Annotated in this window: 12 protein-coding genes, 1 tRNA gene and 1 pseudogene; all 14 read left to right on the forward strand. The window is 66.4% G+C overall.

Annotation, left to right across the window (positions count from 1 at the left end; all coding sequences use genetic code 11):
• Positions 1 to 141: pseudogene (gene tuf, locus ACEZHJ_RS00245) on the forward strand (elongation factor Tu); the annotation flags it as partial.
• Between the two features lie 91 nt (positions 142 to 232).
• A tRNA-Trp gene (locus ACEZHJ_RS00250) sits at positions 233 to 308 on the forward strand.
• 60 nt (positions 309 to 368) lie between these two features.
• Positions 369 to 746: a preprotein translocase subunit SecE gene (gene secE / locus ACEZHJ_RS00255; RefSeq protein WP_163140184.1), complete on the forward strand. Its 378-nt coding sequence runs from the start codon at positions 369 to 371 to the stop codon at positions 744 to 746.
• Between the two features lie 6 nt (positions 747 to 752).
• A complete protein-coding gene (gene nusG, locus ACEZHJ_RS00260; protein WP_018719714.1) occupies positions 753 to 1,286 on the forward strand; it encodes a transcription termination/antitermination protein NusG in 534 nt (177 codons plus the stop codon).
• A gap of 90 nt (positions 1,287 to 1,376) precedes the next feature.
• Entirely contained in the window at positions 1,377 to 1,808 is a 432-nt protein-coding gene (gene rplK / locus ACEZHJ_RS00265; protein WP_163140182.1) for a 50S ribosomal protein L11, read from the forward strand.
• A gap of 3 nt (positions 1,809 to 1,811) precedes the next feature.
• Positions 1,812 to 2,507, forward strand: a complete 696-nt coding sequence (rplA, locus tag ACEZHJ_RS00270; RefSeq protein WP_163140180.1) for a 50S ribosomal protein L1 — start codon at positions 1,812 to 1,814, stop codon at positions 2,505 to 2,507.
• 269 nt (positions 2,508 to 2,776) lie between these two features.
• Positions 2,777 to 3,298, forward strand: coding sequence for a 50S ribosomal protein L10 (gene rplJ / locus ACEZHJ_RS00275; protein ID WP_018719717.1), 522 nt, complete (start codon positions 2,777 to 2,779; stop codon positions 3,296 to 3,298).
• Positions 3,299 to 3,379: 81 nt separating this feature from the next.
• Positions 3,380 to 3,760: a 50S ribosomal protein L7/L12 gene (gene rplL / locus ACEZHJ_RS00280; RefSeq protein ID WP_026321271.1), complete on the forward strand. Its 381-nt coding sequence runs from the start codon at positions 3,380 to 3,382 to the stop codon at positions 3,758 to 3,760.
• A gap of 166 nt (positions 3,761 to 3,926) precedes the next feature.
• Positions 3,927 to 7,991, forward strand: coding sequence for a DNA-directed RNA polymerase subunit beta (gene rpoB / locus ACEZHJ_RS00285; protein ID WP_163140178.1), 4,065 nt, complete (start codon positions 3,927 to 3,929; stop codon positions 7,989 to 7,991).
• Positions 7,992 to 8,118: 127 nt separating this feature from the next.
• On the forward strand, positions 8,119 to 12,399 hold the full coding sequence (rpoC, locus tag ACEZHJ_RS00290; RefSeq protein ID WP_163140176.1) for a DNA-directed RNA polymerase subunit beta': 4,281 nt from the start codon (positions 8,119 to 8,121) through the stop codon (positions 12,397 to 12,399).
• A 125-nt stretch (positions 12,400 to 12,524) separates the two neighbouring features.
• Positions 12,525 to 12,899, forward strand: coding sequence for a 30S ribosomal protein S12 (rpsL, locus tag ACEZHJ_RS00295; protein WP_018719721.1), 375 nt, complete (start codon positions 12,525 to 12,527; stop codon positions 12,897 to 12,899).
• Between the two features lie 38 nt (positions 12,900 to 12,937).
• Complete coding sequence (gene rpsG, locus ACEZHJ_RS00300) at positions 12,938 to 13,408, forward strand: 30S ribosomal protein S7 (protein WP_026321272.1); 471 nt, start codon at positions 12,938 to 12,940, stop codon at positions 13,406 to 13,408.
• 20 nt (positions 13,409 to 13,428) lie between these two features.
• A complete protein-coding gene (gene fusA / locus ACEZHJ_RS00305) occupies positions 13,429 to 15,522 on the forward strand; it encodes an elongation factor G (protein WP_259204132.1) in 2,094 nt (697 codons plus the stop codon).
• Positions 15,523 to 15,579: 57 nt separating this feature from the next.
• Positions 15,580 to 15,717, forward strand: a 138-nt coding sequence (locus tag ACEZHJ_RS00310) for a GTP-binding protein (RefSeq protein WP_375036105.1), incomplete at its 3' end; no start/stop codon positions are given.

The raw sequence follows: 15,717 nt of genomic DNA on the forward strand, positions 1-15,717 counted from the left end.
GAGATGGTGATGCCGGGCGACAACGTGAAGATGACGGTGTCGCTGATCGCGCCGATCGCCATGGAAGAGGGGCTGCGTTTCGCGGTGCGTGAGGGCGGTCGTACCGTCGGCGCCGGCGTCGTCTCCAAGATCATCGAGTAAGGCCGGCGAGGCCGCGAGGGGTTTCCTCGCGGCCCGCTTTCGTTTACTCTAGTCAATTCGCCGGTGTGCGACGCCCGCCGGCATCGGTTATAGGCCAGTAGCTCAATTGGCAGAGCAGCGGTCTCCAAAACCGCAGGTTGGGGGTTCGAGTCCCTCCTGGCCTGCCATCTGATATCGACGCCGCCGCCCTGATACAGGAGGCGGCGTAGTGTTTTTGCAGGCAGTTCATGAGTGCCAGAGCCGAAAGTCAGTCCTCGCCGCTCGATTCCCTGAAGCTGGCCGCCGCCATCGGGCTGTTCCTGCTCGGGGTGGTCGCCTTCTACTGGTTCGAGGCGCAGTCCGTGCTGTACCGGGCCATCGGGTTGATCGCGGTGGCGGCGGTGTCCATTGGCATCGCCATGTCGACCGTACGCGGTCGGGCCGCCTGGGCCTTCGCCCGTGAATCACGTCAGGAGCTCCGGCGTGTGGTCTGGCCGACCCGCCAGGAGACGCTGCAGACGACCATGATCGTCATCGCGATGGTGCTGCTGGTCGCGGTCATGCTCTGGCTGCTGGATATGTTTTTCCTTTGGGGGGTTGAGTCCCTCGTGCGACCTGGAGGTTGATCCCTGATGGCGAAGCGCTGGTATGTGGTCCACGCCTACTCGGGGTTCGAAAACCAGGTGAAGCGCTCCCTTCAGGAGCGTGTGCGCCGGGCGGGCATGGAAGACCAGTTCGGTGAGATCCTCGTTCCCACCGAGGAGGTGGTCGAGATCAAGGACGGGCAGAAGCGGCGTAGCGAGCGGAAGTTCTTCCCCGGCTACGTGCTGGTCCAGATGGAGATGACCGACGAGACGTGGCACCTCGTGCGCAACGTGCCGCGGGTCATGGGCTTCATCGGCGGCTCCAGTGACCGTCCCGCCCCCATCTCCGAGCGCGAGGCCGAGCAGATCCTCAATCGCGTCAAGGAGGGCACCGAGAAGCCGCGGCCGAAGGTGCTCTTCGAGGTTGGCGAAGTGGTGCGCGTCATCGACGGGCCGTTCACCGACTTCAACGGCGTGGTCGAGGAGGTCAACTACGAGAAGAGCCGCCTGCGCGTTGCGGTGCTCATCTTCGGGCGCTCGACCCCCGTGGAGCTCGAGTTCAGTCAGGTCGAGAAGGGCTAGTCCGGCCGCGCGGCAGCCACCGCGCGGGCCGTTCCGGGGAGCCGGGGTAACCAGTCCGCCGGCGTCATTACCCACTATCAGGAGTCCGTCATGGCAAAGAAGGTCGAAGCCTACATCAAGCTGCAGGTGGCCGCCGGTCAGGCCAATCCGAGCCCGCCGGTGGGCCCGGCGCTGGGTCAGCACGGCGTCAACATCATGGAGTTCTGCAAGCAGTTTAATGCGCAGACCCAGGAGATGGAGCCGGGGCTGCCGACCCCGGTGGTGATTACGGTCTACAGCGACCGCAGTTTCACGTTCATCACCAAGACACCGCCGGCCCAGATCCTGCTGAAGAAGGCGGCCGGCATCAAGTCGGGCAGCGGCCAGCCCAATACCAACAAGGTGGGCAAGGTCAACCGCGAGCAGCTCGAGGAGATTGCCCGCACCAAGTGGCCGGACCTCAACGCGGCCGATATGGACGCGGCGGTGCGCACCATCGCGGGTAGCGCGCGCTCGATGGGCCTCGACGTGGAGGGGGTTTAAGCCATGGCGAAGCTGAGCAAGCGCAAGCAGATGTTCCGCGAGCGAATCGACGCGACGCGCCTGTACCAGGCCGATGAGGCGTTCGGGCTGCTCAAGGAGCTCGCCAACGCACGCTTCACCGAGTCCGTCGACGTGTCCGTCAATCTCGGTGTCGATCCGCGCAAGTCGGACCAGGTGGTCCGCGGCTCCACCGTGCTGCCCAACGGCACCGGCAAGACCGTGCGCATCGCGGTCTTCGCCCAGGGCGCGAACGCCGAGGCCGCCGAGGCGGCGGGCGCCGACGTCGTTGGCCTGGAGGATCTCGCCGAGCGCATCCAGGGCGGCGAGCTGAATTTCGACGTGGTCATCGCCACGCCGGACACCATGGGCGTCGTCGGCCGGCTTGGCCCGGTGCTGGGTCCGCGCGGGCTGATGCCGAACCCCAAGGTCGGCACGGTGACCACCGACGTGACCGAGGCGGTGCAGAACGCCAAGGCCGGTCAGGTTCGCTATCGTACGGACCGCGGCGGCCTGATCCACTGCACCCTCGGTAAGGTGGATTTCGGGGTCGATCAGCTGCGCCAGAACCTCGAGGCGCTGATCATCGACCTCAACAAGGTCAAGCCGTCCACCTCCAAGGGGACCTACCTCAAGCGGGTGACGGTCTCCACCACGATGGGTCCCGGGGTCTCGATCGACCTCGCGTCCCTGAGTGCATGAATGACGGTGCGCCGGCCCGGCCGGCGCACCCGCAAGGGTCTTGAGGCTGTCGTCGACGCGACAGCCGTCTAAGACCGCATGGTGCGCGAAAGCGCTTAAAGGCCGCGAGGCCGCCTGCGCAGACGGTGCAGCCCAGACAGGATCGACCATCCTGCGAAGGGGCCACCGTCCGGCCCGCCACGGAGCGGGCCGGGGGCGGAAACCGTCCCCGGGGTTGCCGGTCACGGCCGGCTGCCCCTTCGAACCAACCGCGTTCCAGGAGGAAAGCAATGGGACTGAGTCTGGAACAGAAAAAGCGGATGGTGCAGGAGGTTGCCAGTGTCGCCGCTGACGCCCATTCCGCCGTTGCGGCGGAGTATCGCGGGCTGAATGCCGGTGACATGGATCGGCTGCGTGTGAAGGCGCGCGAGTCCGGTGTGTACCTCAAGGTGCTCAAGAACACCCTCGCCAAGCGGGCGGTGGAGGGCACCGACTTCGAGTGCATGTCGGAGGGGCTCGAGGGCCCGCTGCTTCTTGCCTTCTCGCAGGAGGATCCCGGGTCGGCCGCTCGCGTTATCCGCGATTTCGGTAAGGAGCGCGAGCAGCTCGTGGTCAAGATGGTTGCCGTCGGCGGTGAGCGTTACGGCGCCGCCGAGCTGGAACGTCTGGCCAGTCTGCCGACCTACGACGAGGCGGTCAGCCGCCTCATGGCGACGATGCGTGCGCCGGTCCAGAAGCTTGCCACGACCCTCAACGAGGTGCCCGGCAAGCTGGTCCGTACGCTCGCTGCAGTGAAGGACGCCAAGCAGTAACGCGCGGCGCCGCTGCGATCCTGACTGTCGCTGCTGTCTGGTATTTCGACGATTACGCGTCAACGCTGAGGAGATTTGACGATGGCCGTTTCTAAGGACGATATTCTTGAGACTATTGCCTCCATGTCCGTCATGGAGGTCGTTGAGCTGATCGAGGCGATGGAAGAGAAGTTCGGCGTCACCGCCGCTGCCGCTGTCGCGGCCGCGCCGGCCGCCGGCGGTGGTGGTGAGGCCGCTGCCGAGGAAGAGCAGACCGAGTTCGACGTCGTGCTCTCCAGCTTCGGTTCCAACAAGGTTGCCGTGATCAAGGCCGTGCGCGGCGTCACCGGCCTTGGCCTGAAGGAGGCGAAGGAGGTCGTCGAGGGTGCGCCGGCCCCGGTCAAGGAAGGCGCCAGCAAGGACGAGGCCGAGGAGATCAAGGCCAAGCTGGAGGAGGCGGGTGCCTCCGTGGAGCTGAAGTAAGGGCTTGGCGATACAAGCACTTTCAGCTTGATGACGGGGAATGGCTGGCGGCCACGGGCTGCCGGCCTTTCCCTGTTTGTGTCACAGGCGGCCCAAAGCCCTGCCCATCGCGGTGGGCAGCGCTTTGGACACGCCACTGGAACCAAATCCTGGGTGAGGAAGCTCGATGGCCTACTCTTTCACCGAAAAGAAGCGCATCCGGAACGACTTTGGCAAGCAGCCGAACATCCTGGATGTCCCCTATCTCCTCGCCACTCAGATCGAGTCGTACCGTGACTTCCTGCAGCTCGAGCGCGATCCGGACGGCCGCGAGGAAGGCGGTCTGCACGGTGCGTTCAGGTCCGTGTTCCCGATCGAGAGCTACTCCGGCAGCGCGGCCCTGGAGTACGTCAGCTACCGCATCGGCGACCCGGCGTTCGACGTCAAGGAGTGCCAGCTCCGCGGGCTGACCTACGCCGCGCCGCTGCGCGTGCTCGTGCGACTGGTGATCTACGACAAGGACGCGCGCACCGTCAAGGACATCAAGGAGCAGGAAGTCTACATGGGCGAGCTGCCGTTGATGACCCGCAACGGCACCTTCGTCGTCAACGGCACGGAGCGGGTGATCGTCTCCCAGCTCCACCGCTCGCCGGGTGTGTTCTTCGATCACGACAAGGGCAAGACCCATTCCTCGGGCAAGCTGCTCTATACCGCGCGGGTCATTCCCTACCGCGGCTCGTGGCTCGATTTCGAGTTCGACCCGAAGGACTGCATCTTCGTGCGCATTGACCGCCGCCGTAAGCTGCCGGCGACGGTGCTGCTGCGTGCGCTCGGGTTCGACAACACGCAGATGCTGGACCTGTTCTTCGACAAGAACACCTACCGGTTCCGCGACGGCCGGATCGTGCTCGACCTGGTGCCGGAGCGCCTGCGCGGCGAGACCGCGGCGTTCGACATCCGCGCGGGCGAGGACGTCATCGTCGAGAGCGGCCGGCGGATCACCGCGCGCCACATCCGGCAGATGGAGAAGGCGGGGCTCACGGAGCTGGAGGTGCCGGACGACTATCTCGCCGGCAAGGTCCTCGCCCACGACGTGATCGATGCGGGCACCGGCGAGATCCTGGCCGAGGCGAACGCGGAGCTCGGCGAGGAGCTCGTCCAGCAGATGCGCGACGCCGGCGTGGAGACCTTCGACACGCTGTTCGTCAACGATCTGGACCGCGGTCCGTACATCTCCAACACCCTGCGCATCGACTCCACCCGGACCCAGCTCGAGGCGCTGGTGGAGATCTACCGGATGATGCGCCCGGGCGAGCCGCCGACCAAGGAGGCCGCGGAGAACCTGTTCGAGAACCTGTTCTTCAGCGCCGACCGCTACGACCTCTCGCCGGTGGGCCGGATGAAGTTCAATCTGCGGGTCGGCCGGGACGAGGTCACCGGCGAGGGCGTGCTGGATCACAGCGACATCTTCGCGGTTCTCCACGAGCTGATCAGCATCCGCAACGGTCACGGCAGCACCGACGACATCGACCACCTCGGCAACCGCCGCGTGCGCTGTGTCGGCGAGATGGCCGAGAATGTCTTCCGCGTCGGCCTGGTGCGCGTCGAGCGTGCCGTGCGCGAGCGCCTGAGCCTGGCGGAGAGCGAGGGGCTGATGCCCCAGGAGCTGATCAACGCCAAGCCGGTGGCGGCGGCGATCAAGGAGTTCTTCGGCTCCTCGCAGCTCTCGCAGTTCATGGACCAGAACAACCCCCTCTCCGAGGTCACCCACAAGCGCCGCGTCTCGGCGCTCGGGCCGGGCGGTCTCACCCGCGAGCGGGCCGGCTTCGAGGTCCGTGACGTTCACCCGACCCACTACGGCCGGGTGTGCCCGATCGAGACCCCGGAAGGGCCGAATATCGGCCTGATCAACTCGCTCGCGGTGTACGCGCGCACCAACCGCTACGGTTTCCTCGAGACGCCTTACCGCAAGGTCGTGGACGGCCAGGTCACCAACGACGTGGACTACCTTTCCGCGATCGAGGAGTCGCGCTACATCATCGCGCAGGCCAACGCCCGCGTGGACGAGGAAGGCCGCCTGGTCGACGACCTGATCTCGATCCGCCACCAGAACGAGTTCGGCATGTCCACCCCGGACAAGGTCCAGTACATGGACGTCTCGCCGAAGCAGATCGTCTCGGTGGCTGCCTCGCTGGTGCCGTTCCTCGAGCATGACGACGGCAACCGCGCGCTCATGGGCGCGAACATGCAGCGCCAGGCCGTGCCGACCCTGCGCGCCGACAAGCCCCTGGTGGGTACCGGCATGGAGCGCTCGGTGGCGGTGGACTCCGGCGTGACGGTCTGCGCCGACCGCGGCGGCGTGGTCGAGCAGGTCGACGCTGCGCGCGTGGTGGTCCGCGTCAACGACGGGGAGACCGCACCGGGCGAGCCGGGTGTCGATATCTACAACCTCACCAAGTACACGCGCTCGAACCAGAACACCTGTCAGAACCAGAAGGTGCTGGTGCGCCCCGGTGAGGTGGTGGCCCGCGGCGACGTCCTCGCCGACGGCCCGTCCACGGACATGGGCGAGCTCGCGCTCGGGCAGAACATGCGCGTCGCGTTTATGCCCTGGAACGGCTACAACTTCGAGGACTCGATCCTCGTCTCCGAGCGGGTGGTCCAGGAGGATCGCTACACCACGATCCACATCGAGGAGCTCACCTGCGTGGCCCGGGACACCAAGCTCGGCCCGGAGGAGATCACCGCCGACATCCCGAACGTGGGCGAAGGCGCGCTCTCGCGCCTGGACGAGTCCGGCATCGTCTACATCGGCGCCGAGGTCAAGGCGGGCGACATCCTCGTGGGCAAGGTCACGCCCAAGGGCGAAACCCAGCTCACCCCTGAGGAGAAGCTGCTGCGCGCGATCTTCGGCGAGAAGGCGTCCGACGTGAAGGACACCTCGCAGCGGGTGCCCTCCGGCATGGACGGCACGGTCATCGACGTGCAGGTGTTCACCCGCGACGGCGTCGAGAAGGATCAGCGTGCGCTGTCCATCGAGTCGGATGCCCTCGCGGCGGTGCGCAAGGACCTCAACGACCAGTACCGCATCTTCGAGAACGACGCCTTCGCCCGTCTCGAGCGCCTGCTCGTGGGCAAGGTCGCGGAGGGCGGCCCGAACGGGCTGCGCGCCGGCACCGAGCTCACCGAGGAGTATCTCCGCGGCGTCGAGCGCAGCCGCTGGTTCGAGATCCGTCTGCGCGACGACGAGGTCACCCAGCAGCTCGAGAAGGTCAAGGAGCAGCTCGAGGCGCAGCGCAAGGCCTTCGATGACCGCTTCGAGGAGAAGAAGGGCAAGATCACCGCGGGCGACGACCTCGCCCCGGGTGTGCTCAAGATGGTCAAGGTCTACCTGGCCGTTCGCCGGCGTATCCAGCCCGGCGACAAGCTCGCCGGCCGTCATGGCAACAAGGGCGTGATCTCCCGAGTGGTCCCGGTCGAGGACATGCCGTTCGACGAGAACGGCGAGGCCATCGATGTGGTGCTTTCGCCGCTGGGCGTGCCCTCGCGCATGAACATCGGCCAGGTGCTCGAGACCCACCTGGGCTGGGCCGCCAAGGGCCTCGGCCGGCGTATCGGCGAGATGCTCGACGCCCAGCGCAGCGTGACCGACATCCGCGACTTCCTGGGCCGGATCTACAACCGTTCCGGCAAGCAGGAGGACCTCGACTCGCTGAGCGACGGGGAGGTGCTGGAGCTGGCGGGCAACCTCCGCGGTGGCGTGCCCATGGCCACGCCGGTGTTCGACGGTGCCAACGAGGACGACATCAAGGCGATGCTCGAGCTCGCCGGCCTGCCGACGTCCGGGCAGACGACGCTGTACGACGGGCGCACCGGCGAGGCCTTCGACCGGCCGGTGACCGTCGGCTACATGCACATCCTCAAGCTCAACCACCTGGTCGACGACAAGATGCATGCCCGTTCGACGGGGCCGTACTCGCTGGTCACCCAGCAGCCGCTCGGCGGCAAGGCCCAGTTCGGCGGCCAGCGCTTCGGCGAGATGGAGGTGTGGGCGCTGGAGGCGTACGGCGCGAGCTATACGCTCCAGGAGATGCTCACGGTCAAGTCGGACGACGTGCCGGGCCGTACCAAGATGTACAAGAACATCGTGGACGGCGATCACCGCATGGAGGCGGGCATGCCGGAGTCGTTCAACGTGCTCGTCAAGGAGATCCGGTCGCTCGGTATCGACATCGAGCTGGAGCACGACTGACGGGGCGACGGGGCCGCGGTGCGGTCCCGATGCCAGACAGCGCGCCGGCCGCCATGGGCGGCCGGCCTGAGCGGGGCGGGGTGTCCCCGCAGCGAATTTGCCAACTACAGTTGGACGGGCAGCGGTTATGAAAGACCTTCTGAATCTGTTCAAGCAGCCGGGTGCGCAGCTTGATGACTTCGACGCCATCCGCATCAGCCTGGCGTCGCCGGAGAAGATCCGGTCCTGGTCCTACGGCGAGGTCAAGAAGCCCGAGACCATCAACTACCGGACCTTCAAGCCGGAGCGCGACGGGCTGTTCTGCGCGAAGATCTTCGGCCCGGTCAAGGACTACGAGTGCCTGTGCGGCAAGTACAAGCGCCTCAAGCACCGGGGTGTGGTCTGCGAGAAGTGCGGCGTCGAGGTGACGCTGGCGAAGGTGCGCCGCGAGCGCATGGGCCACATCGACCTGGCGAGCCCGGTGGCCCACATCTGGTTCCTCAAGTCGCTGCCCTCGCGCATCGGCCTGCTTCTCGACATGACCCTGCGCGACATCGAGCGGGTGCTCTACTTCGAGGCGTTCATCGTTATCGATCCGGGCATGACGCCGCTGGAGCGCGGTCAGCTGCTCACCGACGACGGCTATCTCGACGCGGTGGAGCAGTACGGTGACGAGTTCGACGCGCGCATGGGCGCGGAGGCCGTGTTCGAGCTGCTCAAGAGCCTGGAGCTCCAGGACGAGGCGGCGCGGCTGCGCGAGGACATGGACGCGACCAATTCCGAGTCCAAGATCAAGCGGCTGTCCAAGCGGCTCAAGCTCGTGGAATCGTTCCTCGAGTCCGGCAACAAGCCCGAGTGGATGATCATGACGGTCCTGCCGGTGCTGCCGCCGGACCTGCGTCCGCTCGTGCCGCTGGACGGCGGCCGCTTCGCGACCTCGGATCTCAACGATCTCTACCGGCGCGTGATCAACCGGAACAACCGTCTCAAGCGGCTGCTCGAGCTCTCGGCGCCGGACATCATCGTGCGCAACGAGAAGCGCATGCTCCAGGAGTCCGTGGACGCGCTGCTCGACAACGGCCGCCGCGGCCGGGCGATCACCGGCACCAACCGCCGGCCGCTGAAGTCGCTGGCGGACATGATCAAGGGCAAGCAGGGGCGGTTCCGCCAGAACCTGCTGGGCAAGCGCGTGGACTACTCCGGGCGCTCCGTGATCGTGGTCGGTCCGACCCTGCGCCTGCACCAGTGCGGCCTGCCCAAGCGCATGGCGCTGGAGCTGTTCAAGCCGTTCATTTTCTCGCGCCTGCAGCGCCTGGGTCTGGCGACCACCATCAAGGCCGCCAAGAAACTGGTCGAGCGCGAGACCCCCGAGGTCTGGGACATCCTCGAGGACGTCATCCGCGAGCACCCGGTGATGCTCAACCGCGCGCCCACGCTCCACCGCCTGGGCATCCAGGCGTTCGAGCCGGTGCTCATCGAGGGCAAGGCGATCCAGCTGCACCCGCTGGTCTGCCCGGCGTTCAACGCCGACTTCGACGGCGACCAGATGGCGGTGCACGTGCCGCTGTCCATCGAGGCGCAGCTCGAGGCGCGGGCGCTGATGATGTCGTCGAACAACGTGCTCTCGCCGGCCTCCGGTGAGCCCATCATCGGGGCCTCCCAGGACATCGTGCTGGGCCTGTACTACATGACCCTGTCGCTGGTCGGGCGGCGCGGCGAGGGCATGGTGTTCTCTGATACCCAGGAGATCCACCGTGCCTACGAGAGCCGCCAGATCCAGCTCCAGGCGCGCGTGCAGGTGCGCATCCGTGAGGTCGTGCAGGACGACGACGGCAACGTCACCGAGTCCGTGCACCGGGTGGAGACCACCGCGGGCCGCGCGCTGCTCTACGACATCGTCCCCGACGGGCTGCCGTTCTCGCTGGTCGACCGGGACATGACCAAGAAGGCGATCTCCGAGGCGATCAACACCTGCTATCGCCGCCTCGGCCTCAAGGCCACCGTGGTCTTCGCCGACCAGCTGATGTACCTCGGCTTCCACATGTCCACCCGTGCCGCGGTGTCCATCGGCATGGAGGACATGGTGATCCCGCCGGAGAAGGCGGAGATCCTCGAGCGCGCCGAGGAGGAGGTGAAGGACATCGAGGAGCAGTACGCCTCGGGCCTGGTCACCAACGGCGAGCGCTACAACAAGGTCATCGACATCTGGTCGCACACCAACGACGAGGTCGCCCGCGCGATGATGGAGCGCCTCGGCAAGGAGACGGCGACCGATGCCGAGGGCAAGGAGATCGAGCAGAAATCGACCAACTCGATCTTCATGATGGCCGACTCCGGCGCCCGTGGCTCTGCCGCGCAGATCCGCCAGCTCGCCGGCATGCGCGGCCTCATGGCGAAGCCGGACGGCTCGATCATCGAGACCCCGATCACGGCGAACTTCCGCGAGGGCCTCAACGTCCTGCAGTACTTCATCTCGACCCACGGTGCCCGCAAGGGCCTCGCGGACACGGCGCTGAAGACGGCGAACTCCGGGTACCTGACCCGCCGGCTCGTGGACGTGTCCCAGGACCTGGTCGTCACCGAGGCGGACTGCGGCACCTACCGCGGCCTCAAGATGACCCCGATCATCGAGGGTGGTGACGTGGTCGAGCCCCTGCGCGAGCGGGTCCTCGGCCGGGTAGTCGCCCAGGATGTGACCCGTCCGGGAGGCACCGAGGTGGTGCTCGAGGCCGGCACACTGCTCGACGAGCTGCGTGTCGACATGCTCGAGCACGAAGGCGTCGACGAGGTCTGGGTGCGTTCGCCGATCACCTGCGAGACCCGCCACGGCGTTTGCGCGAACTGCTACGGCCGTGACCTCGCGCGCGGCCACAAGGTCAACGTCGGCGAGTCCGTCGGCGTTATCGCCGCGCAGTCCATCGGCGAGCCGGGCACGCAGCTGACCATGCGTACGTTCCACATCGGCGGCGCGGCCTCCCGTGCGGCGTCGGTGAGCAACGTCGAGGTCAAGGCGGCCGGCACTGCCCGGCTGCACAACCTCAAGACCGTGCAGCACCACTCCGGCAACCTCGTCGCCGTATCGCGCTCCGGCGAGATCACCGTCATGGACGAGTACGGCCGCGAGCGTGAGCGCTACAAGGTCCCCTACGGCGCGACCATCGCGGTGCAGGACAACGAGGCGGTGGAGGCGGGCCAGATCGTCGCGAACTGGGATCCGCATACCCATCCGATCATCACAGAGGTGAAGGGCCGGCTGAAGTTCTTCGACTTCGTCGAGGGCGTGACCGTCAACCGGGAGGTCGACGAGGTCACCGGTCTGTCCAGCCTCGTGGTCACGGATCCGAAGACCCGCGGCAACGGCGAGATCCGGCGCACCGTCGTCGACTCCAACGGCCGGCAGACCGAGGAGCGCGTGGCGCACAAGGACCTGCGGCCGATGATCAAGCTGGTGGACGAGGACGGCAACGACCTCAACCTCGCCGGCACCGACATCCCGGCACAGTACTACCTCTCGGCGGACGCCATCGTCAGTGTCGACGACAACGCAGAGGTGGACGTCGGTGACGTCATCGCCCGTATCCCGCAGGAGTCGTCCAAGACCCGTGACATCACCGGTGGTCTGCCGCGCGTGGCGGACCTCTTCGAGGCGCGCAAGCCCAAGGAGCCGGCGATCCTGGCCGAGGTCTCCGGTACCGTGTCCTTCGGCAAGGAGACCAAGGGCAAGCAGCGCCTGGTCATCACCATGCTGGACGGTGAGACCTACGAGGAGCTCATTCCGAAGTGGCGCAATGTCACCGTCTTCGAGGGCGAGCACGTGGAGAAGGGCGAGGTCATCGCCGATGGCGAGCCGAACCCCCACGATATACTCCGGCTGCTCGGTGTCACGGAGCTGGCGAGCTATATCGTCCGCGAGATCCAGGACGTCTACCGCCTGCAGGGCGTGAAGATCAACGACAAGCACATCGAGGTCATCGCCCGGCAGATGCTGCGCAAGGTCGAGATCCGGGACGCCGGCGACACCCGCTACCTGCGGGGTGAGCAGGCGGACTGGGGCCGGGTGCTCGAGGAGAACGAGCAGCTCGAGGCCCAGGGCAAGGAAGCGGCCCGTTTCGAGCCCATGCTGCTCGGCATCACCAAGGCGTCGCTGGCGACGGATTCCTTCATCTCGGCGGCCTCCTTCCAGGAGACCACCCGGGTGCTCACGGACGCCGCGACCCGCGGTGCCCGCGACGAGCTCCGTGGCCTGAAGGAGAACGTCATCGTCGGCCGCCTGATCCCGGCGGGCACCGGGTTCGCCTATCACGCGGAACGCCACCAGCGTCAGCAGCGGCCGGCAACGGAGCTGGACATGGTTCCGCCGGCGATGCCCCACCTCGGTGGCGGCGCCGTCCACGAGGGCGGCTTCCGGGACGACAGCGCGGGCGAGTAAGCGCGCTGCCACGCCCCCCGGGGAGGCCGTGTTGACACTCCCCCGGGGGGTCCATACAATTACCCACTTTCGACAGGCCGGGGGTCCCGGCCTGTCGTTCGTTTTACTTTTGGAGTCAGCGTCTTATGGCAACCATCAACCAGCTGGTTCGGAAGGGGCGTAAGCACCGGGCGGCGAAGAGCAACGTTCCCGCGCTCGAGGCCTGTCCTCAGCGTCGCGGGGTGTGCACCCGCGTCTACACCACCACGCCGAAGAAGCCGAACTCGGCGCTGCGCAAGGTCGCGCGTGTCCGGCTGACCAACGGCTACGAGGTGGCGAGCTACATCGGCGGCGAGGGCCACAACCTCCAGGAGCACTCCGTGGTGCTGATCCGCGGCGGCCGTGTCAAGGACCTGCCGGGCGTGCGTTATCACACGGTGCGTGGCTCTCTCGATACCGCCGGTGTCGACAAGCGCCGCCAGGGCCGCTCCAAGTACGGCGCCAAGCGGCCCAAGAGCTGAGCGCTGAACCGTTCCTGCAGAGAGGGTGAGTTAACGCGATGCCGAGAAGAAGAGAAGTTCCCAAGCGGAAGGTCCTGCCGGATCCCAAGTTCGGCAGTGAGATGCTGACCCGCTTCGTCAATTTCATCATGCGCGACGGCAAGCGCTCGGTCGCCGAGCGGATTGTCTACGGCGCGCTTGATCGTGTCACCGCCAAGGGGCACGAGGATCCCATGGAGGTCCTTGAGACCGCGCTCGAGAACGTGCGCCCGGTCGTCGAGGTGAAGTCCCGCCGTGTCGGTGGCGCCACCTACCAGGTGCCCGTCGAGGTCCGGCCCGAGCGCCGCAATACGCTGGCGATGCGCTGGATCATCGATTCCGCACGCAAGCGGGGTGAGACCACCATGGGTCATCGTCTCGCCAACGAGCTGCTGGAGGCCGCCGACAACCGCGGTGCAGCCGTCAAGAAGCGCGAGGATACGCATCGCATGGCGGAGGCGAACAAGGCCTTTTCGCACTTCCGCTGGTAACACGTACGGGGAATTCCGCAGTGGCACGCAAGACACCGATCGAGCGCTACCGCAACATCGGCATCATGGCGCACATCGATGCCGGCAAGACCACCGCGACCGAGCGCATCCTGTTCTACACCGGCATCTCCCACAAGATGGGCGAGGTGCACGAGGGTGCGGCGGTCATGGACTGGATGGAGCAGGAGCAGGAGCGCGGTATCACGATCACCTCTGCTGCGACCACCACGTTCTGGCGTGGCATGGACCAGCAGTATCCGGAGCACCGGATCAACATCATCGACACGCCCGGGCACGTGGACTTCACCATCGAGGTGGAGCGTTCGCTGCGTGTGCTCGACGGTGCGGTATGCGTGCTGGACGCGAACGCCGGTGTTGAGCCGCAGACGGAGACAGTGTGGCGGCAGGCGAACAAGTACAGCGTGCCGCGCATGGTGTTCGTCAACAAGATGGACAAGATGGGTGCGGACTATTACCGCTGCATCCAGATGGTGCGCGAGCGTCTCGGTGCCAACGCGGTGCCCATGCAGCTTTCCATCGGCGCGGAGGACGACTTCCAGGGCGTGGTCGACCTCGTGCGCATGAAGGCCATCTACTGGAATATGAAGGATCAGGGCGTCACCTATGATCAGGTCGACGTCCCGGCGGAGCTCCAGGAGATGGCCGCGGAGTATCGCGAGCAGCTCGTGGAGGCCGCGGCCGAGGGTGACGAGGCCCTGATGGAGAAGTACCTCGAGGGTGAGGAGCTCACGGTCGAGGAGATCAACCGCGGTATCCGCGCGCAGACGCTGGCCAACGAGATCGTGCCCGTGTTCTGCGGCACCGCGTTCAAGAACAAGGGCATCCAGGCGCTGCTCGACGCCGTGGTCGAGTACCTGCCGTCGCCGGTGGACGTGCCGCCGATCGAGGGTGAGCTCGAGGACGGTACCCCCGCGACCCGCCCGGCCGGGGACGACGAGCCGTTCGCCGCTCTGGCGTTCAAGATCGCGACCGATCCGTACGTCGGTACGCTGACCTTCTTCCGCGTCTACTCCGGTGTCATCCGTTCCGGCGATTCCGTCTGGAACCCGGTCAAGGGCAAGCGCGAGCGCTTCGGCCGCATCGTTCAGATGCACTCGAAGGAGCGCAAGGAGATCGAGGAGGTTCGCGCCGGCGATATCGCGGCGGCCATCGGTCTCAAGGAGGTCACCACGGGTGACACCCTCTGCGACAAGGACAACCGGATCACCCTGGAGCGCATGGAGTTCCCGGATCCGGTGATCTCCGTCGCGGTGGAGCCGAAGACCAAGAGCGACCAGGAGAAGATGGGCGTTGCGCTGGGCAAGCTGGCCCAGGAGGACCCGTCCTTCCAGGTGCGCACGGACGAGGAGTCCGGCCAGACCATCATCTCCGGCATGGGTGAGCTTCACCTGGAGATCATCGTCGACCGCCTCAAGCGCGAGTTCAAGGTCGAGGCCAACATCGGCCAGCCCCAGGTGGCCTACCGCGAGACCATCCGGAAGGAGATCGAGACGGAGGGCAAGTTCGTCCGTCAGTCCGGCGGCCGCGGTCAGTACGGTCACGTGTGGATCAAGATGGCGCCGCAGGAGCGCGGCGAGGGCTACGCCTTCGAGAACAAGATCGTCGGCGGCGTGGTGCCGAAGGAGTACATCCCCTCGGTGGACCAGGGCATCCAGGAGCAGATGGCGAACGGCGTGCTCGCGGGCTTCCCGGTGGTCGACCTCAAGGTCACGCTCTTCGACGGGTCCTACCACGACGTGGACTCCTCGGAGATGGCGTTCAAGATCGCCGGCTCGATGGCGTTCAAGGACGGCTTCGCGAAGGCGGATCCGGTGCTGCTCGAGCCCGTAATGAAGGTCGAGGTGGTGACGCCCGAGGAGTTCATGGGCGACGTCATGGGGGACGTCAATCGCCGCCGCGGCACGGTCCAGGGTATGGAGGACGGGCCGACCGGCAAGGTGATCCGCGCCGAGGTGCCGCTGAAGGAGATGTTCGGTTACGCCACGGACCTGCGGTCCGCGACCCAGGGTCGTGCGTCCTACAGCATGGAGTTCGTGGGGTATGCCGAGGCGCCGGCGAACATCGCCGACGAAGTGATCAAGAAGGCCGGCTGAGCCCTTGGCCAGTCGGGTTTATAGCGTTAACAGAATTCAGCCCAGATGAGGTGAGCCGTGTCCAAGGAGAAGTTTGAGCGCACGAAGCCGCACGTGAACGTGGGAACGATTGGTCACGTTGACCATGGCAAGACGACGCTGACGGCGGCGATGACGAAGGTGATGGCGGAGAAGTACGGGGGTGCGGCGCGCGCG

It is taken from the genome of Arhodomonas sp. KWT2 (assembly GCF_041949875.1).
GTDB classification, from domain to species: domain Bacteria; phylum Pseudomonadota; class Gammaproteobacteria; order Nitrococcales; family Nitrococcaceae; genus Arhodomonas; species Arhodomonas aquaeolei.

Bases quoted from the DNA above. Each gene is read 5' to 3' on its own strand.
- secE (WP_163140184.1), top strand. From the start codon at position 369: ATGAGTGCCAGAGCCGAAAGTCAGTCCTCGCCGCTCGATTCCCTGAAG.
- nusG (WP_018719714.1), top strand. From the start codon at position 753: ATGGCGAAGCGCTGGTATGTGGTCCACGCCTACTCGGGGTTCGAAAAC.
- rplK (WP_163140182.1), top strand. From the start codon at position 1,377: ATGGCAAAGAAGGTCGAAGCCTACATCAAGCTGCAGGTGGCCGCCGGT.
- rplA (WP_163140180.1), top strand. From the start codon at position 1,812: ATGGCGAAGCTGAGCAAGCGCAAGCAGATGTTCCGCGAGCGAATCGAC.
- rplJ (WP_018719717.1), top strand. From the start codon at position 2,777: ATGGGACTGAGTCTGGAACAGAAAAAGCGGATGGTGCAGGAGGTTGCC.
- rplL (WP_026321271.1), top strand. From the start codon at position 3,380: ATGGCCGTTTCTAAGGACGATATTCTTGAGACTATTGCCTCCATGTCC.
- rpoB (WP_163140178.1), top strand. From the start codon at position 3,927: ATGGCCTACTCTTTCACCGAAAAGAAGCGCATCCGGAACGACTTTGGC.
- rpoC (WP_163140176.1), top strand. From the start codon at position 8,119: ATGAAAGACCTTCTGAATCTGTTCAAGCAGCCGGGTGCGCAGCTTGAT.
- rpsL (WP_018719721.1), top strand. From the start codon at position 12,525: ATGGCAACCATCAACCAGCTGGTTCGGAAGGGGCGTAAGCACCGGGCG.
- rpsG (WP_026321272.1), top strand. From the start codon at position 12,938: ATGCCGAGAAGAAGAGAAGTTCCCAAGCGGAAGGTCCTGCCGGATCCC.